At 65.8% G+C, this 23,982-nt stretch carries 24 protein-coding genes; 21 read left to right on the top strand and 3 right to left on the bottom strand.

Features of this window, described 5'->3' with window-relative positions; all coding sequences use genetic code 11:
* Positions 1-42 precede the first annotated feature (42 nt).
* From tagF to AC1DX2_RS20965, 3 genes are read left to right on the top strand one after another with little or no spacing between them, the layout of a single operon-like run.
* Positions 43-681, top strand: coding sequence for a type VI secretion system-associated protein TagF (gene tagF, locus AC1DX2_RS20975; protein ID WP_477198339.1), 639 nt, complete (start codon positions 43-45; stop codon positions 679-681).
* Between the two features lie 10 nt (positions 682-691).
* On the top strand, positions 692-3,373 hold the full coding sequence (locus tag AC1DX2_RS20970) for a protein kinase domain-containing protein (protein WP_477198338.1): 2,682 nt from the start codon (positions 692-694) through the stop codon (positions 3,371-3,373).
* On the top strand, positions 3,370-4,482 hold the full coding sequence (locus AC1DX2_RS20965) for an alpha/beta fold hydrolase (RefSeq protein WP_477198337.1): 1,113 nt from the start codon (positions 3,370-3,372) through the stop codon (positions 4,480-4,482). Before AC1DX2_RS20970 ends, AC1DX2_RS20965 begins: the two co-directional genes overlap by 4 nt.
* 656 nt (positions 4,483-5,138) lie before the next feature.
* Here AC1DX2_RS20965 and kdsA read toward each other — a convergent pair.
* Both kdsA and AC1DX2_RS20955 read right to left on the bottom strand, forming a co-directional pair.
* Complete coding sequence (gene kdsA / locus AC1DX2_RS20960; RefSeq protein ID WP_477198336.1) at positions 5,139-6,008, bottom strand: 3-deoxy-8-phosphooctulonate synthase; 870 nt, start codon at positions 6,006-6,008, stop codon at positions 5,139-5,141.
* Positions 6,009-6,056: 48 nt separating this feature from the next.
* Positions 6,057-7,124, bottom strand: coding sequence for an MBL fold metallo-hydrolase (locus AC1DX2_RS20955; protein ID WP_477198335.1), 1,068 nt, complete (start codon positions 7,122-7,124; stop codon positions 6,057-6,059).
* A gap of 77 nt (positions 7,125-7,201) precedes the next feature.
* Between AC1DX2_RS20955 and AC1DX2_RS20950 the strand changes: the two genes are divergently transcribed.
* From AC1DX2_RS20950 to AC1DX2_RS20870, 17 genes are all read left to right on the top strand, one after another.
* Positions 7,202-7,597, top strand: a complete 396-nt coding sequence (locus AC1DX2_RS20950) for a MerR family transcriptional regulator (protein WP_477198334.1) — start codon at positions 7,202-7,204, stop codon at positions 7,595-7,597.
* A gap of 11 nt (positions 7,598-7,608) precedes the next feature.
* Positions 7,609-8,073: a PaaI family thioesterase gene (locus tag AC1DX2_RS20945; protein WP_477198333.1), complete on the top strand. Its 465-nt coding sequence runs from the start codon at positions 7,609-7,611 to the stop codon at positions 8,071-8,073.
* 30 nt (positions 8,074-8,103) lie between these two features.
* A complete protein-coding gene (locus AC1DX2_RS20940; RefSeq protein ID WP_477198332.1) occupies positions 8,104-9,282 on the top strand; it encodes an isovaleryl-CoA dehydrogenase in 1,179 nt (392 codons plus the stop codon).
* A gap of 8 nt (positions 9,283-9,290) precedes the next feature.
* Positions 9,291-9,773, top strand: coding sequence for an acyl-CoA thioesterase (locus AC1DX2_RS20935; protein ID WP_477198331.1), 483 nt, complete (start codon positions 9,291-9,293; stop codon positions 9,771-9,773).
* A 33-nt stretch (positions 9,774-9,806) separates the two neighbouring features.
* A complete protein-coding gene (gene can / locus AC1DX2_RS20930) occupies positions 9,807-10,469 on the top strand; it encodes a carbonate dehydratase (RefSeq protein ID WP_477198330.1) in 663 nt (220 codons plus the stop codon).
* 8 nt (positions 10,470-10,477) lie between these two features.
* Positions 10,478-12,352: a bifunctional isocitrate dehydrogenase kinase/phosphatase gene (aceK, locus tag AC1DX2_RS20925; protein WP_477198329.1), complete on the top strand. Its 1,875-nt coding sequence runs from the start codon at positions 10,478-10,480 to the stop codon at positions 12,350-12,352.
* Positions 12,353-12,400: 48 nt separating this feature from the next.
* Complete coding sequence (locus AC1DX2_RS20920; protein ID WP_477198328.1) at positions 12,401-13,591, top strand: acetyl-CoA C-acyltransferase; 1,191 nt, start codon at positions 12,401-12,403, stop codon at positions 13,589-13,591.
* A 311-nt stretch (positions 13,592-13,902) separates the two neighbouring features.
* Positions 13,903-14,322 (top strand): hypothetical protein, encoded by a 420-nt coding sequence (locus AC1DX2_RS20915; RefSeq protein ID WP_477198327.1) that lies wholly within the window; start codon positions 13,903-13,905, stop codon positions 14,320-14,322.
* A gap of 188 nt (positions 14,323-14,510) precedes the next feature.
* The gene (locus AC1DX2_RS20910) at positions 14,511-14,969 is read left to right on the top strand and encodes a VOC family protein (protein ID WP_477198326.1); all 459 of its coding nucleotides are present in this window, start codon (positions 14,511-14,513) and stop codon (positions 14,967-14,969) included.
* Between the two features lie 321 nt (positions 14,970-15,290).
* Complete coding sequence (locus AC1DX2_RS20905) at positions 15,291-15,794, top strand: (2Fe-2S)-binding protein (RefSeq protein ID WP_477198325.1); 504 nt, start codon at positions 15,291-15,293, stop codon at positions 15,792-15,794.
* Complete coding sequence (locus AC1DX2_RS20900) at positions 15,791-18,001, top strand: xanthine dehydrogenase family protein molybdopterin-binding subunit (RefSeq protein WP_477198324.1); 2,211 nt, start codon at positions 15,791-15,793, stop codon at positions 17,999-18,001. Before AC1DX2_RS20905 ends, AC1DX2_RS20900 begins: the two co-directional genes overlap by 4 nt.
* A gap of 7 nt (positions 18,002-18,008) precedes the next feature.
* Positions 18,009-18,440: a sulfur oxidation c-type cytochrome SoxX gene (gene soxX / locus AC1DX2_RS20895; RefSeq protein ID WP_477198323.1), complete on the top strand. Its 432-nt coding sequence runs from the start codon at positions 18,009-18,011 to the stop codon at positions 18,438-18,440.
* Positions 18,437-18,889 (top strand): thiosulfate oxidation carrier protein SoxY, encoded by a 453-nt coding sequence (locus AC1DX2_RS20890; RefSeq protein WP_477198322.1) that lies wholly within the window; start codon positions 18,437-18,439, stop codon positions 18,887-18,889. The genes soxX and AC1DX2_RS20890 overlap by 4 nt, the downstream gene beginning before the upstream one ends.
* A 3-nt stretch (positions 18,890-18,892) precedes the next feature.
* Positions 18,893-19,219 (top strand): thiosulfate oxidation carrier complex protein SoxZ, encoded by a 327-nt coding sequence (locus tag AC1DX2_RS20885; RefSeq protein WP_477198321.1) that lies wholly within the window; start codon positions 18,893-18,895, stop codon positions 19,217-19,219.
* Positions 19,216-19,974 carry a sulfur oxidation c-type cytochrome SoxA gene (gene soxA, locus AC1DX2_RS20880; RefSeq protein ID WP_477198320.1) on the top strand — a complete coding sequence of 253 codons (759 nt, stop codon included), beginning with the start codon at positions 19,216-19,218 and terminating at the stop codon, positions 19,972-19,974. Before AC1DX2_RS20885 ends, soxA begins: the two co-directional genes overlap by 4 nt.
* A 28-nt stretch (positions 19,975-20,002) precedes the next feature.
* Positions 20,003-20,335 (top strand): c-type cytochrome, encoded by a 333-nt coding sequence (locus tag AC1DX2_RS20875; protein WP_477198319.1) that lies wholly within the window; start codon positions 20,003-20,005, stop codon positions 20,333-20,335.
* Entirely contained in the window at positions 20,335-21,603 is a 1,269-nt protein-coding gene (locus tag AC1DX2_RS20870) for an NAD(P)/FAD-dependent oxidoreductase (RefSeq protein WP_477198393.1), read from the top strand. The genes AC1DX2_RS20875 and AC1DX2_RS20870 overlap by 1 nt, the downstream gene beginning before the upstream one ends.
* A gap of 20 nt (positions 21,604-21,623) precedes the next feature.
* On the opposite strand, the gene AC1DX2_RS20865 is transcribed toward AC1DX2_RS20870, so the two are convergent.
* Complete coding sequence (locus AC1DX2_RS20865; RefSeq protein WP_477198318.1) at positions 21,624-22,748, bottom strand: J domain-containing protein; 1,125 nt, start codon at positions 22,746-22,748, stop codon at positions 21,624-21,626.
* Between the two features lie 99 nt (positions 22,749-22,847).
* On the opposite strand from AC1DX2_RS20865, the gene AC1DX2_RS20860 reads away from it, so the two are divergent.
* Positions 22,848-23,978, top strand: a complete 1,131-nt coding sequence (locus AC1DX2_RS20860) for an acyl-CoA dehydrogenase family protein (protein ID WP_477198317.1) — start codon at positions 22,848-22,850, stop codon at positions 23,976-23,978.
* The last annotated feature ends 4 nt before the right edge of the window (positions 23,979-23,982 follow it).

Below are 23,982 nucleotides of genomic sequence, written 5' to 3'. Positions count from 1 at the left end.
ACATGCAATGGGCGAACGTGGGGGTCGTCTGTGAACGTCGCCATGTCAGCTGCGCAGGTTGTATCTGCCGCAGGCTGGCATGGCAAGCTGCCCACGCTGGGCGATTTCGCCACCCGGCGGCTGGACGCCGACTTCGTGCACCTGTGGGACAACTGGTTGTCCACGGGCCTGGCGCGGTTGCGCACCGAGGGCGATGGCCAGTGGCTGGACGCCTACCTGTCCAGCCCGACCTGGCGTTTTGTGGCCACCCCCGGTTTCCTTCCGCCTCCCTTGCAGGCCCAGACCTGGACCGGCGTGGTGATGCCTTCGGTGGACAGGGTGGGCCGTTACTACCCGCTGACGCTGGCTTGCCCGCTGCCGCAGGTGCCGCTGGCCAGCCACGCCCAGGCCGCGCTGTGGTCGTGGCTGCACCGGTTGGAAGATCTGGCGGTGGATGCCCTGCAGGACGACTGGACCATAGACCAGCTGGAGGGTGAACTGGCGCGCATGGGCATGCCCATGCCTCACCTCAGCCACGGTCTGGGCACGGCGGCGGCGTCGCCGGCCGACAATTTTTTCTCCGCCTGCCTGAGCGGCGGTGGTGGGCGTTGCGTGTGGTACAGCGAGGCCGACGTGTCGGCCCCGCGGCTGCTGACGTCCGACGTGCTGGACGATTCCATCGTCAACCTGTGGCGCAGTTGAGCCAGGCGCCATGGCCAACGACGGTGACCGCCACCCGCTGATGTCGGCCTTCGAGCCGCAACAGGAGGACGACCGCACCATCGTTCGCGCCGTGCGCAAGACGCCGCTGCCCTCCGCGCCGCAGCCGCCTGCCGAACCGGAAGATGCCGACGACGCCACCGTCATCCGGCCGGCGGTGCTGGAGTCCTTGCAGTATGCGCGCACGCTGCCTCTGGAACAGGCGCGCCGGTACCGCAGCGGCAGCGGCTCGGACACGACGGGCAACACCAGCAATACGGGGGATACCGGCGGCAGCGGCAATACCGGCAATACGGGCAACACGGGTAACACCGGAAACACCACCGGCAGTGGCAGTGAAGAAGACGACGATCGCACCCGCATCGATGCCAATTGGCCCGCGGGCGAGCGCGCTGCGGCGATCGACAAGCCGGATGTGGACGTCACCATGCAGCCCAAGAGCGCGCGGGCGATGCCCAGTGCAGGCAAGCTGGAGTTGCCGGTGGGTTTCAGGCTGTTCGAATACCGCATCGACCGGCTGTTGGGCAAGGGCGGCTTCGGCCTGACCTACCTCGCCACCGACGTCAACCTGAACACGCGCTTTGCCGTCAAGGAATACCTGCCCGAGCAATTTGCCTACCGCCTGTCCACCAAGACGGTGTCGGCCAACTCGGAAACCGACCGCGACCGGTACCAACAGGGGCTGGACAACTTCCTGACCGAGGCGCGCACGCTGGCCACCTTCCGCCACCCCAACATCGTGCGGGTGGCGCGCTTCTTCGAGGCCAACAAGACGGCCTACATGGTGCTGGAGTACGAGAAGGGCGATGCGCTGCGCTCCTGGTGGCAGCGAAATAACAGCAGCCTGACCGAGCGCGACCTGGTGCAGCTGCTGCAGCCCTTGCTGGAAGGCCTGTCGGTGGTGCATGCCGAGGGCTTCCTGCATCGCGACATCAAGCCCGACAACATCTATGTGCGCCAGGAGGACGGCAGCCTGGTGCTGCTGGACTTCGGCTCGGCGCGTCAGGCGGTTGGCACGGCCGATCTGATGGGCCATGCGCTGACACCCGGCTACGCGCCCATAGAACAGTATGAGGACGGCAACCAGGGCGCTTTCACCGACATCTACGGCCTGGGCGCCACCCTGTACTGGATGATGACCGGCAAGAAGCCCCCCATCGCACCGGAGCGGGTGGTCAACGACACCATGCTGCCGGCGGTCGAAGCCGGCAAGGGCCGTTATACGCCGGAGTATTTGAGAGCCGTCGACTGGGCGCTGAAGCCCTACCCGCAGGACCGGCCGCAGGACGTGGCCCAGTTCGCCGGGGCGTTGTTTGCCGCCCATGGCTCCACGCTGGGCTTGCAGGAGGCGCTGCGGGCCGGGGCTGACGCCGAGACCACGGCGGCAACCACCTCGTGGTGGACGGTGCTGACTTCGCCGCGCCAGTGGCCGGCGCGCATCAGGCGGCGCCTGCGCGACATGATGGAGCCGTCGTCGTGGCCGTTGTCGGTGAAGATCATCACGGCCATGGTGCTGGCCACCATCGTGCCGATGCTGATCGTCGGCTCCTACAACCTGCGCTCCAGCCTGGACGTGGTGTCGGCCAGCGAACTGCGCAACCTGGAGCAGCTGGCCCGCAGTACAGCCGGTCGGGTGGCCCAGCTGATCAATGACAGCGAGAACCTGGCGCGCGCGCTGGGCACCGATGCCGATTTTGTCGGCCTGCTGCGCGCGCAAACCGACGAGGCCAAGGAGATCATCCGCTTCAAGCTGGTGTCGCTGGCGCAGGCCAACTCGGATCTTGACCTGCTGATGGTGATGGACGCGGCCGGCACTGCTGTCATCTCCAACAACCCCGACGTGGTGGGCAAGAGCTTCATGTACCGGGCCTACTTCAAGAGCGCGATGGAGGGCAAGCCTTTTGTGACCGGCATCGTGGTGGGCTCGGTGGCGGGCGACGCCGGCATGTTCTATTCCTACCCGGTGTATGGGATGGCCGGCAACGTCATCGGCGCGGTGGTGATGCGCATCAAAGCCTCGTCCTTCGCCGCCATTCTGGAGGATGCGCGGTCCGACGTGCGCACGCTCTTCCTGGTGGACGGCGACGGCGTGGTCATCTACCACCCGGATGCCAAAGTGCTGTACAGCAGCCTGGCGCCGCTGGCGCCGGCCAAGCTGGCCGAGATTCGCGAGGAAAAGCGCTTCCGCCGCGATAACCTGGTCAACCTGAACATGCCCGACCTGGCCTCCGCCATGGTGAACGCCAAGCAGCAGGGCCACATCTCCTACGACTCCAGCATCAGCAAGGTGCCGGAGATCGCCGGCTTTGCGCCGGTGCGCGGCCACGACTGGGTGGTGGGCGTGACCGAATCGCGCAAGGACTTCGAGCAACCGTTTGCCGTGCTGTTCACCAACCTGCAGTGGAGCCTGCTGTTGCTGGGCCTGCTGTTCTTCGTGCTGGCCTGGCGCTTTGCCCGCTCCATCGCCCGGCCAGTGGAGGACCTGACGGCTGCCGCCCACGCGCTGAAGAACGGTGATTACTCGCAAGCCACCGTCACCGTGAAGACGCGCGACGAGATTGGCCAGCTGGCGCGCACCTTCAATGTGCTGATCGATGTGCTGCGCCAGCGTGAGCGCGAGCGCCAGCGCGTGGCCAAGCGCGGCAGTTCCTCGCGCAAGAAGCCACGGGCATGAGCGGCGGCGCTTCCCCCGATAAACGGGCCGCTGTGCCCGGCACACCCGGCGTGTCCGGCGTGCCCGGCGTGGAGCGCCGCGGCACGGCCGCCGGTGCCGGCCTGTCGGCAGACCTGGCGCGCTGGCGCGATTACGATGCGGCCGCATCCAAGCTGGCGCGGCGCTTTCAGGACCTGTACCAACTGAAGTCCTTCGACTACCTGCAGCCGTTGGCGCTGCAAAAGGGCGTGCCACCGCGTCTGCGCAAGCCGTACGCCATCCGCGTGGCCTATGCGGATTGGGGGCCACCGGATGCGCCGGTCATCATCTGCTGCGGTGGCGTGGCCAATACCGCGATGCGCTTTTCCTTCCTGGCCGCCGAGATGCGCGACGAGTACCGCGTGGTCTGTATGGACTGGTTGGGCCGGGGCTTTTCCGGCTGGCTGGCCGACGAGCGCGAGTACACCCTGGCCACCTATGTGGAGCAGGTGCGCCAGTTGGTGACGCGCCTGGGTGCAGGCGCTGTAACCGTGCTGGGCTCGTCGCTGGGTGGCAGCGTTGCCATAGAACTGGCGGCGCGGCACCCGAAGCTGGTGCGCCGCATGGTGTTGAACGACATCGGCCCCTACATCCCCAGCACGCGGCGCAAGCGGCGCTCGGAAACGCTGTCGCGCTTCTACGTCTTTCGCTCGCCGGAGGAAATGCTGCGTCGCGTGGGCGCGGCACAGAAGAACGACGGCCCGGTCAGCGACGACATCCGCCTGTTCCTGACCTACTTCCAGACCCGCTGGTCGTCCGAGGATGGCGGTCGCGTATACCGTTATGACCCGCGCGCCATGCAGGCCTACCGCCAGGACGCGCGCCACAGCCTGGACCAGTGGGTGCAGTGGGAGCGTGTGCGCTGCCCGGTGATGCTGCTGCACGGCATGGAGTCCGACGCGCTGTCGCAGCGCACCATACAGCGCATGCAGCGCAACCGCGCCATGACGCTGGCCCACATCCCGCACACCGGCCACACGCCGCTGCTGTCAGACCGCAACCAGACGCACTGGATACGCAGTTGGCTGAAGGGCGATGGCGCGCAGGCGCAGGAGTTTTCGGTGCCGCATGCGCCATTGCGGCGCGGGTGAGGGTGTCTGGTTTAATACGCCTATAGGAGACTTAGGGTTGTATTTGCCTCTTTCCGTTCGCCTACTCAACCGATCTCAACGTGTCGCATGAGTACCGTATGGTATTGCCCTGCCTGTCGTCGAGAGCTACTCGAGGGACGAGCGGCTGTTTCGTGTTCATCATGCGGAGCAGACTTTGGTCCAGATGCCGCTTGGGAGCCCGTCGCCAACAACAAGGGGAAATGGAAGCCTCGAAAACGTGTTGCTAGCCAAATGTCAATTGGCGATGGGATCCTTCTGTTGATCTTCAGATTGTTTTTTGGAGGGATCGCATGGCTGTTAATTGCAGTGTTGGCGTTGCTGTCGGGAATTCCATACGGGGGCGGGAATCAAGGGCTATTCGCTCTTCTGAGTATCGTCACGGCACTGGTCCCTCTTTGGGCACTCTTCCCCCTACTCTCAGCCATTTATCATCGTTTTTTTGGCAGGGCGCCTAAGGGGGCAGTTTCCACTGCACAAGAGGCAGGACCAAACCAGCGTATCGGCTAAACACTCAAAAACCGATACATCCCGTCGCGCCGATAGGCAGGAGTTTTCGGTGCCCCACGCGCCGCTGCGGCGCGTTTGAGCGATTCAGGCATCGTTGTGCAAGCCCTGAGCAACGGCGCTGCGACCGCTTACAGCGGGAGCACGGGGAAAGACTTGACCAGGTCGTCCAGCGCCTTGATCTGCGCCAGGAACGGCTCCAGCAGGTCCAGCGGCAGCGCGCTGGGGCCATCACACTTGGCGTTGGCAGGGTCGGGGTGGGCTTCCAGAAACAGGCCGGCCAGACCGGTGGCCATGCCGGCGCGTGCCAGTTCGGCCACTTGTTCACGTCGCCCGCCGGAGGCAGCGGCGCCGGCCTCGCGCTGCTGCAGCGCATGCGTCACATCGAAGATCACCGGGCGGTCGCCGGTGGTTTTCTTCATCACGCCAAAGCCCAGCATGTCCACCACCAGGTTGTCGTAGCCAAAGCTGCTCCCCCGGTCGCACAGCAGCAGCTGCTGGTTACCGGCCTCGGCAAACTTTTCCACGATGTTCTGCACCTGGCTGGGGCTGAGGAACTGCGGCTTCTTGATGTTGATCACGCGGCCGGTCTTGGCCAGAGCCACCACCAGGTCGGTCTGGCGGGCCAAAAAAGCGGGCAGTTGCAACACGTCCACCACCTCGGCCACAGGGGCGGCCTGCCAGGGCTCATGCACGTCGGTCAGCACCGGCACGCCGAACTCGCTTTTCACTGCCTGCAAAATCTTCAGCCCCTCTTCCAGGCCGGGGCCGCGGTAGGAATGGATGGACGAGCGGTTGGCCTTGTCGTAGCTGCCCTTGAAGACATAGGGGATGCCCAGCTTGCCGGTCACTTTGACGTAGGCCTCGGCCGAGCGCAGCGCCAGGTCACGTGACTCCAGCACGTTGATGCCGCCAAACAGCACAAAGGGTGCCTGGTTGGCCACCTGGATGCCGGGGGAGATGGAGACCGTGCTGAAGGGAGTGTTCGCGGCAGTGTTCATGGCTGCTATTTTCTCAGACCCTGTCCCGGCCTGTCGCCGGGTGATGTTTCAGACCGCCGCGAAGCGGAACACGCCGTCGGCATCCTGCTGCCGGCGCAGCTGGCCGGCATACCACAGCAGGTGCAGATGGGCCACCGATTCACCCATGGCGAAGGTGGTCTGATGCAGGTCCAGCTGGCGCTTGAACAGCACCGGCAACACGTCGGCGGCGCTCTGGGGCGCTACCGTGCAGGCCTCCAGCACCTCGGCCAGGCGATCGCGGTGGTGGTCGTGCAACTGCTGGATGCGCGTGTGCAGGCCGGTGAAGGGCTTGCCGTGCGAGGGCAGCGTCAGCGTGTCCCCGGGGAGCGCCTTGAAGCGGTCGATGGAGTCCAGAAACTGCTTCAGCGCGTCGACCTCGGGCTCCATCTCGTACACGCTGACGTTGGTGGAGATGCGTGGCAGCATCATGTCGCCGCCGATCAGAACATGCAGTTCATCACAGTACAAGGCAATGTGCTCCGGCGCATGGCCGTAGCCGGCGATGCAGCGCCAGTCGCGTCCGCCAATGTGCAGCACGTCGCCGTCCATCATGCGGCGGAACTGGCGCGGGATGTCCGGCACCAGCGTGGGGTAGTAGCGGGTCCGGCCCTTGATCTTCTCCACCGATTCGGGGTCGGTCAGCCCGTGGGCGGCGAAGAAGCGCGCTGCCGCCTCGCCGCCAAAGGCAGTGGGCCCCTCGGTGCCCAGGCGGGCCATGTTGTAGTCGGTGGCGCTCATCCACAGCCGGCAGTTCCAGCGCTGGCACAGCCAATAGGCCAGGCCCACGTGGTCCGGGTGCATGTGGGTGACGATGACGCGCAGCACCGGCAGGCCTTTCAGCTGGGTGGCGAAGATCTGCTCCCACTGGTCCTTGGCCTCGTCCTTGCTGATGCAGCAATCCACGATGCTCCAGCCGGGCACCCCATCGAGCTCATCGCGCAGCAGCCACAGGTTGATGTGGTCCAGCGCGAAGGGCAGCGTCATGCGCACCCATTTGACCCCGGGTGCCACCTCCAGCGTGCCCCCGCTGTCGGGAAGTTGGTCGCCCAACGGGTAGTTCAGCGCAAGCTCGTTCTCGTTCGGGGGTTTCTGCATTTTTGGTCCATAATTGACGTTTACGTAAACGTCAACTCTCGTATTCTAGGCGTCTGCTCTTGACCGCACTGTCACCTATGGCAACCACCTACAGCATCAGCGATCTGGCCCGTGAATTCGATTTGACCACACGGGCCATCCGGTTCTATGAGGACATGGGCCTGCTCAAACCCGAGCGCACAGGCCCGGGTGGACGCAACCGCATCTACAGCGGCCGCGACCGCACCCACCTGAAGCTGACGCTGCGCGCCAAGCGCTTGGGGCTGAGCCTGACGGAAGCCAGGGACATCATCGACATGTACGACAGCCCGCGCGACACCGGGCCGCAGTTGCGCAAGTTCCTGACCGTGCTGGCCGCGCACCGCCTGCAGATCGAAGAGCAAATGGCCGACCTGCAGGCCAACCTGGACGAGCTGAAGGTGCACCAGCGCGAGGCCAAGGCCCTGCTGGCCAAGGCTGAAAAGTCCAAGTAAGGGGCCGAGCCATGGAAACCGTAACCTACTTCACCCCCAAGGATGCCGAATTCGACGCCAAGGTGCGCGCCAGCTTCGCGCGTCAGGGTGCCATGGGCACGTTGGGCGCCACGTTGGCCTCGGTGCAGCCGGGTCAGGTGGTCATCGAGCTGCCATGGGCGCAGGGCCTGACGCAGCAGCATGGCTTCCTGCACGCCGGCATGGTGGCCGCCGCGCTGGACTCGGCCTGCGGCTATGCCGCCTTTTCGCTGATGCCGCCCGAGGCGGCGGTGCTGACCATCGAATACAAGATCAACCTGCTGGCGCCCGCCAAAGGCCAGACCTTCCGCATGCTGGGCCAGGTGGTCAAGCCCGGGCGCACCATCAGCGTGGTGGATGGCCGCGCCTACGCGCTGGACGACGGCCAGCAGCGGCTGATCGCCACCATGAGCTGCACCGTGATGAGCGTGTACGACCGGCCCGGCGTGCACCATTGAACCATTCGAAGAACTGACAGGAGACCGACCATGAACATGCCCGGATTGAATTTCCAGCTGGGAGAAGACATTGATGCGCTGCGCGACGCGGTGTACCAGTTCGCGCAAGCGGAAATCGCACCGCGCGCCGCCGAGATCGACCGCAGCGACCAGTTCCCCATGGACCTGTGGCGCAAGATGGGCGAGCTGGGCGTGCTGGGCATCACCGTCGGGGAAGAGTACGGCGGCGCCAACATGGGCTACCTGGCGCACATGATCGCGATGGAAGAGATTTCCCGCGCCTCCGCGTCGGTGGGCCTGAGCTACGGCGCGCACAGCAACCTGTGCGTGAACCAGATCAAGCGCAACGGCACGGATGAGCAGCGCAAGAAGTACCTGCCCAAGCTGATCTCTGGCGAGCATGTGGGCGCGCTGGCCATGAGCGAGCCGGGTGCCGGCAGCGACGTCATCAGCATGAAGCTGAAGGCGCAGGACAAGGGCGGCTACTACCTGCTCAACGGCAGCAAGATGTGGATCACCAACGGGCCGGACGCCGACACGCTGGTGGTCTATGCCAAGACCGAACCCGAGCTGGGCGCGCGCGGCGTCACCGCGTTCCTGATCGAAAAGGGCATGAAGGGCTTTTCCATCGCGCAAAAGCTGGACAAGCTGGGCATGCGCGGCAGCCACACCGGCGAGCTGGTGTTCGAGAACGTGGAAGTGCCGGCCAGTCAGATCCTGGGCGGCCTGAACAGCGGCGCCAAGGTGCTGATGAGCGGGCTGGACTATGAGCGCGCGGTGCTGACCGGCGGGCCGCTGGGCATCATGCAGTCGGTGATGGACAACGTGGTGCCCTACATCCACGACCGCAAGCAGTTCGGCCAGAGCATTGGCGAGTTCCAGCTGATCCAGGGCAAGGTGGCCGACATGTACACCGTGCTGCAAGCCGGTCGCTCGTTCGCCTACACCGTGGCCAAGAACCTGGACCTGCTGGGCACCGAGCACGTGCGCCAGGTGCGCAAGGACTGCGCCTCCGTCATCCTGTGGTGCGCCGAAAAAGCCACCTGGATGGCCGGCGAGGGCGTGCAGATCTATGGCGGCAACGGCTACATCAACGACTACCCGCTGGGCCGCCTGTGGCGCGACGCCAAGCTGTACGAAATCGGCGCCGGCACCAGCGAGATACGCCGCATGCTGATCGGCCGCGAGCTGTTTGCCGAGACCATGTGAGCCCCGCCATGGAAGTCCTTCTGGCCCCACCCGACACGCCGGCAAGCGGCAGCGGCGCCATGCTGGAAACCTACCGTGGCACCGTCTACCCCTGGCATTGCGACCACATGGGCCACATGAACGTGATGTGGTACGTGGGCAAGTTCGACGAGGCCACCTGGCAGCTGTTCACGCTGTTGGGGCTGACGCCGACCTGGCTGCGTGCCAACGGCCGCGGCATGGCGGCGGTGGATCAGCGCATTGCCTACCAGCGCGAACTGCAGGCCGGCGACACCGTGGTGGTGCGCACTGCGATGCTGCAGGTGAAGCCGAAGGTGATCCGCTTCGCGCACCAGATGTTCCGGCAGGACAACGGCGAAATTGCGGCGCAGACGCTGCTAGTGGCCGCTCACTTGGACACGAATCTGCGCAAGTCCTGCCCGTTTCCCGATGCGGTGGTGGCGCGCGCCGAGGCGGCGCTGACCACTTGCGAATTGCCTTGGGCTGGCTGATGTCACGCCCAGTCGGCACAATCTGAACCTGATATGACCACATCCCTGAAAGAACTGTTCACCCAGAACCGGGCCTGGGCCGCGCAGATGGAGCGCGAGCGCCCTGGCTTTTTCGAGGGCCTGCGCGCCCAGCAGCGCCCCAAGTACATGTGGATAGGCTGCTCCGACAGCCGCGTGCCGGCCAACCAGGTCACCGGCCTGGAGCCGGGCGAGGTGTTTGTGCACCGCAACGTGGCCAACGTGGTGGTGCATTCGGACTTGAACGCGCTGTCCACCATCCAGTTCGCGGTCGAGCGGCTGAAGGTGGAGCACATCATGGTGGTGGGCCACTACGGCTGCTCTGGCGTGCAGGCGGCGCTGGAAGGCGCCCGCATCGGCCTGGCCGACAACTGGCTGCGCCACGTGCAAGACGTGCGGCACCGGCACCGCGCGCTGCTGGAGCCCATCCCCGAGGCCCAGCGCGCCGACGCGCTGTGCGAGCTCAACGTCATCGAGCAGGTGGTCAACGTGGCGTTGTCCACGGTGCTGCAGGACGCCTGGTCGCGCGGCCAGCCGGTCACGCTTCACGGCTGGGCCTACGGCCTGCGCGACGGCCTGCTGCAGGACCTGCACATGACGGTGTCCGGCACCAGCGAGCTGGAAGCCAAGTACGACGAGGCCGTCGCCGCCGTGGCGGTGGCCCCCCGGCCCGCCTGAGCGCCGCCATGTTCCCGCAACGCCTGGACTCCCCGCTGGCCTACGACATCGCCAAGGCGATGATGGACGGCTTCAACCGCCACTACCGGTTGTTCCGCACCGAGTCCGCGCGCGCCAAGCACCGCTTTGAGACGGCAGACTGGCACGGCCAGCAACGCGCCCAGCGTGAGCGCATCGAGTTCTACGACCTGCGGGTGAAGGAATGTTCGCTGCGGCTGGAGCGCGAGTTCAAGGGCGGCGAGCAGCCGATGGACGTGTGGCAGCAGGTCAAGCTGCACTACATCGGCCTGCTGGTGGAGCACCACCAGCCCGAGCTGGCCGAGACCTTTTTCAACTCGGTCACCACCAAGATCCTGCACCACAGCTACTTTCAGAACGACTTCATCTTCGTGCGCCCGGCCGTCAGCACCGAGTACATCGAGAACAAGGAGCCCGAGGCCCGCCCCACCTACCGCGCCTACTACCCCACGCTGGAGACCATGCGCGATGTGCTGATGCAGATGGTGCGCGACTTTGATCTGCGGCGCGAGTTCGTCGATCTGGAGCGCGACTGCAGCTTCGTCTACGGCGCCATGGCGGGCAAGCTGGCCGGCGCCAAGCTGCGGGCGAACTTCCAGATCCAGGTGCTGACCGGGCTGTTTTTCCGCAACAAGGGCTGCTATGTGGTGGGCAAGCTGATCAACGGCTTCAACGAGTACCCGTTCGCGCTCCCGATACTGCACAAGGCGCAGCGCAAGCGGCCCGAGGACGGCGCCGCCCCCGGCTGGGGCGACAGCAGCGTGGATAGCCAGCTGGTGATCGACGCCGCGCTGTTCGGCGAGGACGATCTGTTGATGCTGTTCAGCTTCGCCCGTGCCTACTTCATGGTGGACATGGAGGTGCCCTCGGCCTATGTGCAGTTCCTGCGCAGCATGATGCCGCGCAAGCCGCGCAACGAGATCTACAGCGCCCTGGGGCTGCAAAAGCAGGGCAAGACGCTGTTTTACCGCGACTTTCTGCACCACCTGCGCCACTCCACCGACAAGTTTCGCATCGCGCCGGGCATCAAGGGCATGGTGATGCTGGTGTTCGACCTGCCGTCGTTCCCCTATGTGTTCAAGGTCATCAAGGACTACTACCCGCCGCAGAAGGACACCACGCGCGAGCAGATCAAGGGCAAGTACCTGCTGGTCAAGCAGCACGACCGCGTGGGCCGCATGGCCGACACGCTGGAATACAGCGAGGTGGCCTTCCCGCGCGCGCGCTTCGAGGACGACCTGATCGCCGAAATCCAGCAATTCGCTCCCAGCCAGCTGGAGATCAGCGACCGCGATGGCGACGGCGAGGTTGAAGTCATCATCAAGCATGTCTATATTGAACGGCGCATGATCCCGCTGAACATCTACCTGCAGGAGGCCTTCGACGCCGGCTCGGCCCCGGACGCCACCGAGACCGCCAACCGGCGCGCGCACGAGCAGATCGAGCGCGGCGTGGTGGAGTATGGCAACGCCATCAAGGACCTGGTGGCCGCCAACATCTTCCCGGGCGACATGCTGTGGAAGAACTTCGGTGTCACCCGCCACGGCAAGGTGGTGTTCTACGACTACGACGAGATCGAGTACATCACCGACTGCAACTTCCGCCGCGTGCCGGCGCCGCGCAACGAAGAGGACGAAATGTCCGGCGAGGTCTGGTACAGCGTGGGGCCGCATGACGTCTTCCCCGAAACCTTCGGCCCCTTCCTGCTGGGGAACCCGGCGGTGCGCGAGGTGTTCATGCGCCACCACGCTGACCTGCTGGACGCCGGCTTCTGGCAAAAGCACCAGGAGCGCATCGCTGCCGGCCATGTGCACGACGTCTTCCCCTATGAGCGCGAGAAGCGCTTCGTCACCGAGGCAGGATGACCCACGCGGGTTTGTCTGTCTGTTTAGTTTTGCTGAAAGGAAAATTCCATGTCCAACTCTTCTGATCCCATCGTCATCGTCGGCGCCGCCCGCACCCCCATGGGGGCTTTCCAGGGTGATTTCGCCAGCCTGTCCGCGCACGACCTGGGCGGCGCCGCCATCCGTGCCGCCATGCAGCGCTCGGGTGTGGCCAGCGACCTGGTCACTGAAGTGCTGTTTGGCAACTGCCTGATGGCTGGCCAGGGCCAGGCGCCGGCGCGCCAGGCGGCCTTCAAGGGCGGTCTGCCCAAGGGCGCGGGCGCGGTCACGCTGTCCAAGATGTGCGGCTCGGGCATGCGCGCAGCGATGTTCGCCTATGACATGCTGACGGCCGGCAGCCACGACGTGCTGGTGGCCGGCGGCATGGAGAGCATGACCAACGCGCCGCACCTGCTGTTGAAGGGCCGCAGCGGCATCCGCATCGGCCACGACCGCATTTTTGACCACATGATGCTGGACGGCCTGGAAGACGCCTACGAGCCCGGCCGCGCCATGGGCACCTTTGGTGAAGACTGCGCCGCCAAGTACCAGTTCAGCCGCGACGCGCAAGACCATTTCGCCATCACCAGCGTCAAGCGCGCCCAGGCCGCCACGGCCAGCGGCGCCTTCGCCGCCGAGATCACGCCGGTCACCGTCAAGGGCCGCGCTGGCGACGTGGTGGTGTCCATCGACGAAGGCCCGGCCAAGGCCAAGCTGGACAAGATCCCGACGCTGAAGCCCGCCTTCAAGAAGGACGGCACCATCACCGCCGCGTCCAGCTCGTCCATCAACGATGGCGCCGCCGCCATGGTGCTGATGCGTGCCTCCACCGCCGCCAAGCTGGGCGCCACGCCGCTGGCGCGCATCGTCAGCCACGCCACCCATGCGCAGGAGCCGGAGTGGTTCACTACCGCGCCGGTGGGTGCGACGCAAAAGGCGCTGGCCAAGGCCGGCTGGAGTGCCAAGGACGTGCAGCTGTGGGAAGTCAACGAGGCCTTCGCCGTGGTGCCGATGGCGCTGATGAAGGAACTGGGCGTGCCGCACGAGATCGTCAACGTCAACGGTGGCGCCTGCGCGCTGGGCCACCCGATCGGCGCCAGCGGTGCGCGCATCATGGTGACGCTGATGCATGCGTTGAAGGCGCATGGGTTGAAGCGTGGTTTGGCTACCTTGTGCATTGGCGGGGGCGAAGGCACTGCCGTTGCCTTGGAATTGATGTAAGTCTTCGCCTGTCTAAGGCCACGCGCTGACGGTTGGCGGTCTGCCGACGCCGCTGGGGCGCGTGGCTACGGGAATGTCCTCCGGGCCTTCGGCCCTCCCCCTTGATTTCCCTCCGCCACACGCCCCAGCGACATCGGGGGCCATTGGCGTGCTGTGCCCTAAATAACCTTTTAAACGGAGGCGGGTATGCACATTTGTCTCGCCTCTCCCTCTGTTGGGGGATTGGCAGACGCAGCACTGGCGCCTAGACTGAAGGCATGCGCTCCCAGTCCGATTGCCATCCGCTCAATTGCAGAGGTCGGCGACTGGCTTTGCTCACCATCGCCAGCTCGGCGATCTGGATCACTCGTCCCGCTCTTGCTGTGCCTGCCAACCTTGTGGGTGTCTGGGCTGGGAAGGAAGCCGTCTTTCGTGGCCCCATCGTGATCGACGGAATCGCGCTCTATCTGAAAGGCGATGGCGATGGCTGGATTGTTGGCGGCTCCATTGAAAGGAATACGCTGCTCGGCGGGCCGATCCGAGCTTTGTTTGACGCAGCCGACAACATCCTGAAGGTTGATCAAATCGACCCGCAGAGAAAAGTGGCATTTCGCCACATGTCCATCGCATACAGGCCGTCAACCGAATCCTTGTATTCGACGCAGCTTTTTAACGAAGGTGTGACGCCGTACCCTCTCTACCGCAAGTTCCCCGACGTTCCGAGTGACATGCGCAAATACATGGGCATCTAGTCGTGCTCGGGCGACTCGGTAGTTGTCTCTTTTGTCTGAGCCTTTTTGATCATGTGCCAGCGAGTCTGGTGCTCTGTTTCAGCCCTGTTTCCGCTGTATCACTGCCGTATCGACCCCCCTTTGTGCAAGTCACACGCGCGCGTAGACTGCCAGCGCGGCACTTCGACCGCTGTCAAGGGAGATGAAAAATGATCGCTGGCGCACGCTATGGCCATACCAATCTCGTCGCGAACGACTGGCGGGCGCTGTCCCGCTTTTACCAGGACCTGTTCGGCTGCACACCCGTTCCCCCTGTGCGTGACTTCAAGGGCGCGGACCTGGAGCGCGGCACCGGCATCCCCGGCGCGGAGTTGCGCGGCGAGCACCTGCGCCTGCCCGGGCATGGTCCCGAGGGTCCCACGCTGGAAATCTTCAACTACAACATCCTCGAGGACAAGCCCGAGGCGGCGGTGAACCGCCCAGGGTTTGGCCACATCGCGTTCGTGGTGGATGACGTTCCTGCCGCGCGCGAGGCGGTCCTGGGCGCGGGAGGCAGAGCTGTCGGCGAGGTCGTGACGCTGACCAATGCCTTGGGCAAGCGGCTGACCTGGGTCTATGTCACGGACCCGGAGGGCAACATCCTGGAGCTTCAATCGGTGCCGAGGTAGCGCTTCGGTCGCCGATCGCCAGTCACCGGCCTGCGGCTTAACCGCAAACGGGGCCGGCATGCCAGCATCACGCATGCCAACGAGCCCGATGTCGCTGGGGCGTGTGGCGGAGCGGAATCAAGGAGGAGGGCCGCAGGCCCGGGGGACATCCGCGTAGCCACGCGCCCCAGTGGCATCGGCAGATAGCGAACCCTCAGCGCACAGCGGCCAGCAGAGCACACGAACCGGTGAAAACTGCTTTCGGAGAAGTGACAAGCAGACTTCGAAGCGCAGGTGTATATTCCCGCCGGTTAGTCCCCGCAAAACCAACGAGGAGCTGAAGTGGCGCAACTGAATGTCAACGGCAGTATGCTGAGTTTCGAGGCGGAGGACGACACCCCTCTGCTGTGGGTGCTGCGTGAGCAGCTGGGCCTGACGGGCACCAAATACGGCTGCGGCATCGCCGCCTGCGGTGCCTGCACGGTGCACATCGATGGGGTGGCGACGCGCAGTTGCGTGCGGCCGGCTTCCAGCGTCACTGCCAGCCAGAAAATCGTCACCATCGAAGGCCTGTCCAAGGACGGCTCGCACCCGGTGCAAAAGGCCTGGGCTGCGCTGGACGTGCCGCAGTGCGGCTTCTGCCAGTCCGGCATGATCATGGCGGCCACGGCGCTGCTGAAACAGAAGCCCAAGCCCACCGACGCCGACATCGACGCGGCGATGACCAACATCTGCCGCTGCGGCACCTACAACCGGGTGCGCAAGGCCATCCACGTGGTGGCGGCGGGCGGTGACATCAAGACTGCCGGGCTGGACATCCAGCACGTGCCGGGAGCGCAAGCATGAGCGCCGCCGTCCAAACCGCTGCCAAGAAGCTATCTGGCGTTTCGCGCCGCGGCTTCCTGAAGTCATCAGCCGCTGGCGGCCTGGTGGTGGCTTTCCATGTGCCGCTCGCCCGCACCGCCTTTGCGCAGCAGGCCGCGCCTGCCGCCGACGCGGTGGCCGAGGTCAACGCCTGGGTGGTGGTGAAGCCGGACGACAGCGTCATCATCCGCATCGCCCGCTCCGAGATGGGCCAGGGCACGTTGACCGGGCTGGCCCAGCTGGTGGCCGAGGAGCTGGACGCCGACTGGGCGCGCGTCACCACCGAATACCCCGGCCCCAGCGCCAGCCTGGCGCGCAAGCGGGTGTGGGGGGACTTCGGCACCGGGGGCAGCCGTGGCATACGCACCTCGCATGACTATGTGCGCAAGGGTGGTGCCGCCGCCCGCATGATGCTGGTGCAGGCCGCCGCCAACGAATGGAACGTGCCGGTGGCCGAGTGCAAGGCGGCCAGCAGCGTCATCACCCACACGCCCAGCGGCCGCACGACGACCTATGGCAAGGTCGCCGCCGCTGCGGGCAAGTTGACGGCGCCCACTGACATCGTGCTGCGCGACCCGAAGGACTGGAAGCTGGCCGGCAAGCGCATGGCCCGGCTGGATACGGTCGCCAAGACCACCGGCGCCCAGGTCTACTCCATGGACCTGAAGTTGCCCGGCATGTTGAACGCCGCCATCAAGGACTGCCCGGTGTTCGGCGGCAAGATCAAGAGCTTTGATGCCAGCAAGATCGCCTCGCGCCCCGGCGTGAAGAAGGTGCTGCAGGTGGGCGACAGCGCCGTGGCCGTGGTGGCCGACACCTGGTGGCACGCCAAGACGGCGCTGGACGCGCTGCCCATCGAATGGGACAAGGGCCCCAACGCCAAGGTCTCCAGCGCCGACGTCGCCGCCACGCTGAAAGCCGGGTTGACCGCCACCGACGCGGTGGTGGGCAACCAGAACGGCGACGCCAAGGCTGGGCTGGCGGCAGCCAAGCGCAAGATCGAGGCCGTCTACTCTTTCCCGCACCAGAACCACGCCACCATGGAGGTGATGAACGCCACCGTGCGCTACACGCCGGAGCGCTGCGACGCCTGGGTGCCGACGCAAAACGGTGAAGCCTCGCTGGCCACGCTGGTCGAGGCCTCGGGCTTGCCGGCCGACAAGTGCGAGGTCTACAAGCAGCTGCTGGGTGGCGGTTTCGGCCGCCGTGGCATGCAGGACTGGCTGCGCCAGGCGGTGCTGATCGCCAAGGAACTGCCCGGCACGCCGGTGAAGCTGCTGTGGTCGCGCGAGGAGGACATGCTGCACGGCCGCTTCCATCCGGTCACCCAGTGCAAGCTGACCGCCGGCCTGGACGCCAAGGGCGAGTTGACCAGCCTGCACATGCGCATCTCCGGCCAGTCCATCCTGGCGGCGGTGGCACCGCAGAACATCAAGGACGGCAAGGACCCGGTCGTCTTCCAGGGCCTGAACCCGCCCGGGCCCGAGGCGTCGATCGGCTACACCGTGCCGAACCTGCTGGTGGACCATGCGATGCGCAACCCGCCGGTGCCGCCGGGCTTCTGGCGCGGCGTCAACCTGAACCAGAACACGCTGTACCTGGAGTGCTTCATCGACGAGATCGCGCACGCCACCAAGCAGGACCCGTTGGCGCTGCGCCGCAAGCTGATGGCCCAGTCGCCCAAGCACCTGGCGGTGCTGAACGCGGTGGCCGAGAAGGTGGGCTGGGGCAAGCCGGCGCCCAAGGGCCAGTTCCGTGGCCTGGCACAGACCATGGGTTTTGGCAGCTATGTGGCGGCCTGCGCGGAGGTGTCGGTCAGCAAGGCCGGCCAGGTGAAGATCCACCGCATCGTGGCCGCCACCGACTCCGGCTACGCGGTCAACCCGCAGCAGATCGAGGCGCAGGTGGAAGGCTCCTTCGCCTACGGCCTGTCGGCCATGCTGTACGGCGAGTGCACGCTGAAAGACGGCCAGATGCAGCAGGAGAACTTCAGCACCTACCCGGTCGTGAAAATGGTCGACATGCCCAAAGTGGAAACCATCGTCATGCCCTCGGGCGGCTTTTGGGGCGGTGTGGGCGAGCCCACCATCGCCGTGGCGGCGCCGGCGGTGCTGAACGCTATCTTCGCCGCCACCGGCAAGCGGGTGCGCGACATGCCGCTGAAGAACCACAGCCTGAAGCGGGCGTGACCCCGGTGTGAAAGGCCCAGCCGCCCTGCTGTTGCTGCTGGCCTGTGGGGCGGCCCTGGCCAACCCGGCTTGCCCGCCGGGCGACGGCTGCCCGCCGCTGACCAACCAGCCGGGTGACGCGGTGCGCGGACGCGCGATTGTGGCCAACCGGCAGGTAGGCCTGTGCCTGCTGTGCCACAGCGGGCCGATTCCTGAAGAGCGCTTCCAGGGCAACCTGGCGCCGGACCTGAAAGGCAGCGGCGCGCGCTGGCGTGCGGAACAACTGCGGCTGCGCCTGGTCGAACCCTCGCGCCTGAACCCCACCACCATGATGCCGGCCTACTACATGCCCACCGCACCGCTGAACCGCGTGCCCGCCGCGCTGGCCGGCAAGACCATCCTGAGCGCGCAGCAGATCGAGGATGTGGTGGCCTACCTGCAGACGCTGGACACGCCATGAAGCCCGCGCCAATGAATCGCCGCAAGCTGTTGGCCGGTGCCGGCGCGCTGTTGCTGGTGCGTACCGCTGGCGCTACACCCGAAAGCATGGCCACCGCCATCCAAGCCTTCACCGGCGGCGTGCAACCCACGGTGGGCAAGCTGGTGTTGGACGTGGCGCCGCTGGTGGACAACGGCAACACCGTGCCCGTCACCATCAACGCCGCAGCGGCCGAATCGCCCGGCGTGCGCGCTACCGCGCTGGCGCTGTTCAACCAACGCAACCCGCAACCCGACGTGGTGGTGTTCACGCTGGGGCCGCGCGCCGCCCGCGCCCAGGTGTCCACCCGCTTACGCCTGGCCAACACACAGACGCTGACGGCGGTGGCGCGCATGAGCGACGGCAGCTACTGCTCGGCGTCGGTGGACGTCATCGTCACCTTAGCGGCTTGTATTGAAGAGATCGAATAGACCATGGCCACACGTGCCTTGATCACCGTGCCCCTGACCGCCAAACGCGGCCAGCCCATCGAGGTGCGGGCGTTGGTCAGCCACCCGATGGAAACCGGCTACCGGCCTGGTGCCGATGGCCGGGTGCTGCCGCGCGACATCATCCGCCGCTTCACCTGCCATTACAACAACGACCTGGTGTTTGCCGCCGACCTGCACCCTGCGATTGCCGCCAACCCCTACATCGCCTTCTTCCTGACGCCTGACGAACCCGGCGTGCTGGCCTTCCGATGGGTGGGTGACAACGGGTTTGCCCACAGCGAAACCCGTGTACTGGCGGTCAGCCCATGAGGTCTGTCGTCCTGGGGCTGTTGCTGGCATGGGTCGGCACCGTGAGCGCGCAGGACCCGAGAAAGTCCGGCGCCGAGTTCATGAGCCCCACCACGCAGGTCATGCAGCGCGACGACAGCCAGAACCCCGGCATGTTGTGGGTGGCCGATGGCGAAGCGCTGTGGCGCACCAAAGCAGGCGCTGCCAACCAGTCCTGCGCCGGCTGCCATGGCGACGCCGCCCAGAGCATGCGCGGCGTGGCGGCGCGCTTTCCGGCCTTTGACACCGCCAGCGGCACCGTGCTGAGCTTGAGCCAACGCCTGCGCCAGTGCCAGGTGAAGCACCAGCAGGCCACGCCCTGGCGCGCCGAGAGCCGCGAACTGCTGGCGCTGGAGAGCTATGTGGCGCTGCAATCGCGCGGCCTGCCGGTCAGCCCGCCGGCCGATGCGCGCCTGGCCGCGCCCACCGAGCGCGGTCGCCAACTGTTCACGCAGCGCATGGGCCAGCTGAACCTGTCTTGTGCCCAGTGCCATGACCAGCACGCGGGCGGCAAGCTGGGCGGCAGCCCCATCCCGCAGGGCCACGCCAACGCCTACCCGATCTACCGGTTGGAGTGGCAGGCCATGGGTTCGCTGCAGCGGCGCCTGCGCAATTGCATCAGTGGCGTGCGCGCCGAGGCGCCGGCCTATGATGCGCAAGAGCTGGTGGAGCTGGAGCTGTACCTGGCCGCGCGCGCCAAGGGCATGGCGATGGAATCACCCGGGGTGCGGCCGTAGCGTCCGCACCAGGCTGGAGAAACCCGACATGAAAGATGGGCTGCTGATCGTGCTGTTGGGGCTGGGTCTGTCGGCCGGCATGGCGCATGCGGCCGGCGGGCCGGATGCCGCTCAGCGCCTGTACGCCAGCTGCGCCGGCTGTCACGGCAGCAGCGGCCAGGCCACGTTGCCCAGCGTGCCGGCGCTGGCTGGCCAAACCCAGCAGGCCTTGCTGGCCAGCCTGCGTGCCTTCAAGGCGGGCACGCGCAGCGCCACCATCATGCAGCAGGTCGCCAAGGGGTACAGCGATGAGCAGCTGGCGTTGCTCGCCGCTTATCTTGCTAACCGTGCCGCTGCGCCAGCGGCGAAAGGCAAGCCATGATGAAACGGCGCACGCTGCTGGTGGGCGGTGCCGCCGCGCTGGCCACCGGCGTGGCCGCCGGCGCGCCGCTGGTTGGCGGTGCCAAGCCGCATCTGGTGGTGGTGGGCGGCGGCTATGGCGGCGCCACGGCGGCCAAATACTTGCAGTTGTGGGGTGAGGACCGTGTGGCCGTGACGCTGGTGGAGCCCAATGCCAGCTTTGTCTCCTGCCCCTTGTCCAACCTGGTGCTCAGCGGCTCACGGCAACTGTCGGAGCTGACGCTGGATTACAGCGGCCTGGCCGCACGCGGCATCCGGGTAGTGCGCGACAGCGTGGTGGGCATGGATGCTGGTCAGCGCAACTTGCGCCTGGGCCAGGGGCAGACCTTGGCCTACGACAAGCTGATCCTGTCCCCCGGCGTGGACTTCATGTGGGAGCAGTTGCCCGGCCTGCAAACGCCCGAGGCGCAGGCGCGCGTGCCGCACGCCTGGAAGGCCGGCCCGCAGACAGCCACGTTGCGCGCCCAGTTGCAGGCGATGCCGGATGGTGGCGTGTTTGTGATGAGCATCCCGTTGACGCCGTTTCGCTGCCCGCCGGCGCCGTATGAGCGTGCCTGCCAGGTGGCGCTGTACCTGGGCCGCAGCAAACCCAAATCCAAGCTCATCATCCTGGACGCCAATGAAGACGTGGTGGCCGAAGGCCGGCAGTTCAAACGCCTGTGGGCCGAGCGCTATGCCGGCATCATCGACTACCGGCCCAATTTCACGCTGGCCGACGTGCATGCGGCCACGCTGACGGCGGTGTCCGAGTTCAACGACGAGGTCAAGGCCGACGTGCTGAATGTGATTCCGCCGCAGCGCGCGGGTGACATCGCGTTGACATCTGGCCTGGCCAACATCAACAAAAGGTGGTGCGAGGTGGACTTTCTGAACTTCGCCTCCACCCAGGCCAGGGACGTGCACGTGCTGGGCGACGCGGTGCAGATCGCGCCGGCCATGGCCAAGTCGGCCCACATGGCCAACCAGCATGCCAAGGCCTGTGCCGCCGCCGTGCTGGACGGCCTGGAAGGCCGGTCGTTGAACGACAAGGCCATGCTGACCAGTGTGTGCTACAGCTTTGTCTCTGACAAGGAAGTCCTCCACGTGGCTGGCGTGCATGCCTATGACGCCGCGAAGAAGACCTACGTGCAGGTGCCAGGTTCCAGTGGCGCATCGGCCACGCCCAGCGAGGCGGAAGCCGGCTTCGCCATGGCCTGGGCGCGCAACATCTGGGACGACGCACTGCGGTAACCCGCGACGCGGTGGGGCGACTAACGGAACTGGCTCACCAGGCCCGCGAGCAACTCATCCTCGTCGTTGTGCCGCGCCGACTGGCGGCGCTGCTTCAGCCACAGTTTCAGGTGGGCGTCGTCTGCCAGGCTGCGCAACTGCCGTTGCAGTTGCGCGCTGTCGTACTGAAGCACCTGCTTCTGGCGTGCCAGCAGCTTTGGCAGCTGGGCCGGGGCCAGGCGTTCATCGGGGTCCAGGTTGAATTGCTGCCTGAACGCGTGCTCCACCTCGCCCACCTCGGTCTGCAGCTCCGCCAACTGGGTCGTCAACACCTTGATGTAGTGCTTCAGCCGGTCTTCGGCAATGCCGTTCAGGGCCAGCGGCGTGATCTGCTCGATATCCAGCTGCAACTGCAAAAGGGTCAGCAAGTCCTTGGCCGCGTAGGCCTGGTTGACCTTTTGCATCAGCACGGTCTTGCGCTCACGTTGCGTGGCATCGGTTTCCCGGTCAGGATGCAGTTCGCTGGCCAGTTTGCGGTACACCTCGCGCACCGACTGGCTGGCATCGGTAGCCTCGGCTTGCGCCTTCAGCTGCTTGGCTGAGGGCCTGGTTTTGCCGCGCCGCTTGGGGGGCTCGTCGCGTTGCTGTTCGTTGTCGCGGGCCTGCATTTCGCTTTGCAGCTTTTGAAACAGGGCCTCCGGGGAGTTCAGGTCAATGTCCTCGCCCAACTTCACGCCAAACTCTTCTTCCACCATGGCCTTCAAGGCCTTTCGCGCCAGCAGCTGGTCGGCCTCGAAATCGGTGTCGCTGTTGCGGTTGTACAGCGTCTTCATGTCGTCCAGGTAGGGGCCATGCATCATTTGCACGGCAATGTCGCGAACCGTTTCGCGCAGGGTGTCGCGGTCGGCCCGGTTGAAGCTCTTCTGGTCCACACGCTGGTCCAGCAGGTGGGCCAGTTCCGCGTTCAGCGCCTGGTAGGCCGCCAGCAAAGGCATCACCTCGCTGGCGTGGCGTTGCCGGTAGAGCGGAATGCCGGCATTCCATTCGGCCAGCAGCTTGCGCTGGATATCGATCTTGGCGATCAGGCCATTGAATTTTTTTTGCCCAGGTGACAGTGTGTGGTCGCCCGTGACGGAGGAGATGCTGACGGTACGGGAGGCTGTCATGAGCGAGGGGTGGGGCTGAGCCCGTTGCGGCCAATTTTACCTGCCGGGGCTGGACCATAATGGAACGTTGTCCAACCATCGCCAGAGAAGAGCGCTGACATGTTATTGACCCAAGACCAGCAGATGGTGCGTGACGCCGTGCGCGATTTCGCCCAGGCCGAACTGTGGCCCCACGCCGCGCGCTGGGACAAGGAGCACCATTTCCCCAAGGAAGCGCACCAGGGCCTGGCCGCGCTGGGCGCCTACGGCATCTGCGTGCCCGAGGAGTTTGGCGGCGCCAATTTCGACTACGTCACGCTGGCCTTGGTGCTGGAAGAGATTGCCGCCGGTGATGGCGGCACCAGCACCGTCATCAGCGTCACCAACTGCCCGGTCAACGCCATCCTGATGCGCTACGCCAGCGCCGCACAAAAGGCCAAGTGGCTGGTGCCGCTGGCGCAGGGGCACATGCTGGGCGCGTTCGCGCTGACCGAGCCGCATGTCGGCTCCGACGCGTCGGCGTTGAAAACCACCGCCGTGAAAGACGGCGACAGCTATGTGCTCAACGGCGTCAAGCAGTTCATCACCAGCGGCAAGAATGGCCATGTGGCCATCGTCATCGCCGTCACCGACAAGGGCGCGGGCAAGAAGGGCATGAGCGCCTTCCTGGTGCCCACCGACGCCCCCGGCTACGTGGTGGCGCGGCTGGAGGACAAGCTGGGCCAGCACAGCAGCGACACCGCGCAGATCAATTTTGACAATTGCCGCATCCCGGCCGAGAACCTGATCGGTGCCGAGGGCGAGGGCTACAAGATCGCCTTGGGTGGCCTGGAAGGCGGCCGCATCGGCATCGCCGCGCAAAGCGTGGGCATGGCGCGCAGTGCGCTGGACGTGGCGGTGGCCTATGCCAAGGACCGCACCAGTTTCGGCCAGCCCATCTTCAACCACCAGGCGGTGGGGTTCCGGCTGGCCGAGTGCGCGACAAAAATCGAGGCGGCGCGGCAGCTGATCTGGCACGCCGCCAGCCTGCGCGACGCCAACCTGCCGTGCCTGAAGGAAGCCGCCATGGCCAAGCTGTTTGCCAGCGAGATGGCCGAGCAGGTGTGCTCGGCGGCCATCCAGACGCTGGGCGGCTATGGTTACGTCAGCGACTTTCCGCTGGAGCGCATCTACCGCGACGTGCGGGTGTGCCAGATTTACGAAGGCACGTCGGACGTGCAGAAAATCATCATTCAGCGGGCGCTGGCTTAGTTGC

It is taken from the genome of Hylemonella sp. P2_B10, assembly GCF_056404875.1.
This window is presented reverse-complemented; position numbering and strand designations above follow the sequence as displayed.

Bases quoted from the DNA above. Each gene is read 5' to 3' on its own strand.
- AC1DX2_RS20965 (WP_477198337.1), top strand. From the start codon at position 3,370: ATGAGCGGCGGCGCTTCCCCCGATAAACGGGCCGCTGTGCCCGGCACA.
- AC1DX2_RS20885 (WP_477198321.1), top strand. From the start codon at position 18,893: ATGGCCACACGTGCCTTGATCACCGTGCCCCTGACCGCCAAACGCGGC.
- AC1DX2_RS20935 (WP_477198331.1), top strand. From the start codon at position 9,291: ATGGAAGTCCTTCTGGCCCCACCCGACACGCCGGCAAGCGGCAGCGGC.
- AC1DX2_RS20900 (WP_477198324.1), top strand. From the start codon at position 15,791: ATGAGCGCCGCCGTCCAAACCGCTGCCAAGAAGCTATCTGGCGTTTCG.
- kdsA (WP_477198336.1), bottom strand. From the start codon at position 6,008: ATGAACACTGCCGCGAACACTCCCTTCAGCACGGTCTCCATCTCCCCC.
- soxA (WP_477198320.1), top strand. From the start codon at position 19,216: ATGAGGTCTGTCGTCCTGGGGCTGTTGCTGGCATGGGTCGGCACCGTG.
- AC1DX2_RS20870 (WP_477198393.1), top strand. From the start codon at position 20,335: ATGAAACGGCGCACGCTGCTGGTGGGCGGTGCCGCCGCGCTGGCCACC.
- AC1DX2_RS20890 (WP_477198322.1), top strand. From the start codon at position 18,437: ATGAAGCCCGCGCCAATGAATCGCCGCAAGCTGTTGGCCGGTGCCGGC.
- AC1DX2_RS20945 (WP_477198333.1), top strand. From the start codon at position 7,609: ATGGAAACCGTAACCTACTTCACCCCCAAGGATGCCGAATTCGACGCC.
- AC1DX2_RS20920 (WP_477198328.1), top strand. From the start codon at position 12,401: ATGTCCAACTCTTCTGATCCCATCGTCATCGTCGGCGCCGCCCGCACC.
- AC1DX2_RS20955 (WP_477198335.1), bottom strand. From the start codon at position 7,124: ATGCAGAAACCCCCGAACGAGAACGAGCTTGCGCTGAACTACCCGTTG.
- AC1DX2_RS20865 (WP_477198318.1), bottom strand. From the start codon at position 22,748: ATGACAGCCTCCCGTACCGTCAGCATCTCCTCCGTCACGGGCGACCAC.
- AC1DX2_RS20940 (WP_477198332.1), top strand. From the start codon at position 8,104: ATGAACATGCCCGGATTGAATTTCCAGCTGGGAGAAGACATTGATGCG.
- AC1DX2_RS20950 (WP_477198334.1), top strand. From the start codon at position 7,202: ATGGCAACCACCTACAGCATCAGCGATCTGGCCCGTGAATTCGATTTG.
- AC1DX2_RS20860 (WP_477198317.1), top strand. From the start codon at position 22,848: ATGTTATTGACCCAAGACCAGCAGATGGTGCGTGACGCCGTGCGCGAT.
- aceK (WP_477198329.1), top strand. From the start codon at position 10,478: ATGTTCCCGCAACGCCTGGACTCCCCGCTGGCCTACGACATCGCCAAG.
- AC1DX2_RS20875 (WP_477198319.1), top strand. From the start codon at position 20,003: ATGAAAGATGGGCTGCTGATCGTGCTGTTGGGGCTGGGTCTGTCGGCC.
- AC1DX2_RS20970 (WP_477198338.1), top strand. From the start codon at position 692: ATGGCCAACGACGGTGACCGCCACCCGCTGATGTCGGCCTTCGAGCCG.
- can (WP_477198330.1), top strand. From the start codon at position 9,807: ATGACCACATCCCTGAAAGAACTGTTCACCCAGAACCGGGCCTGGGCC.
- tagF (WP_477198339.1), top strand. From the start codon at position 43: ATGTCAGCTGCGCAGGTTGTATCTGCCGCAGGCTGGCATGGCAAGCTG.
- AC1DX2_RS20910 (WP_477198326.1), top strand. From the start codon at position 14,511: ATGATCGCTGGCGCACGCTATGGCCATACCAATCTCGTCGCGAACGAC.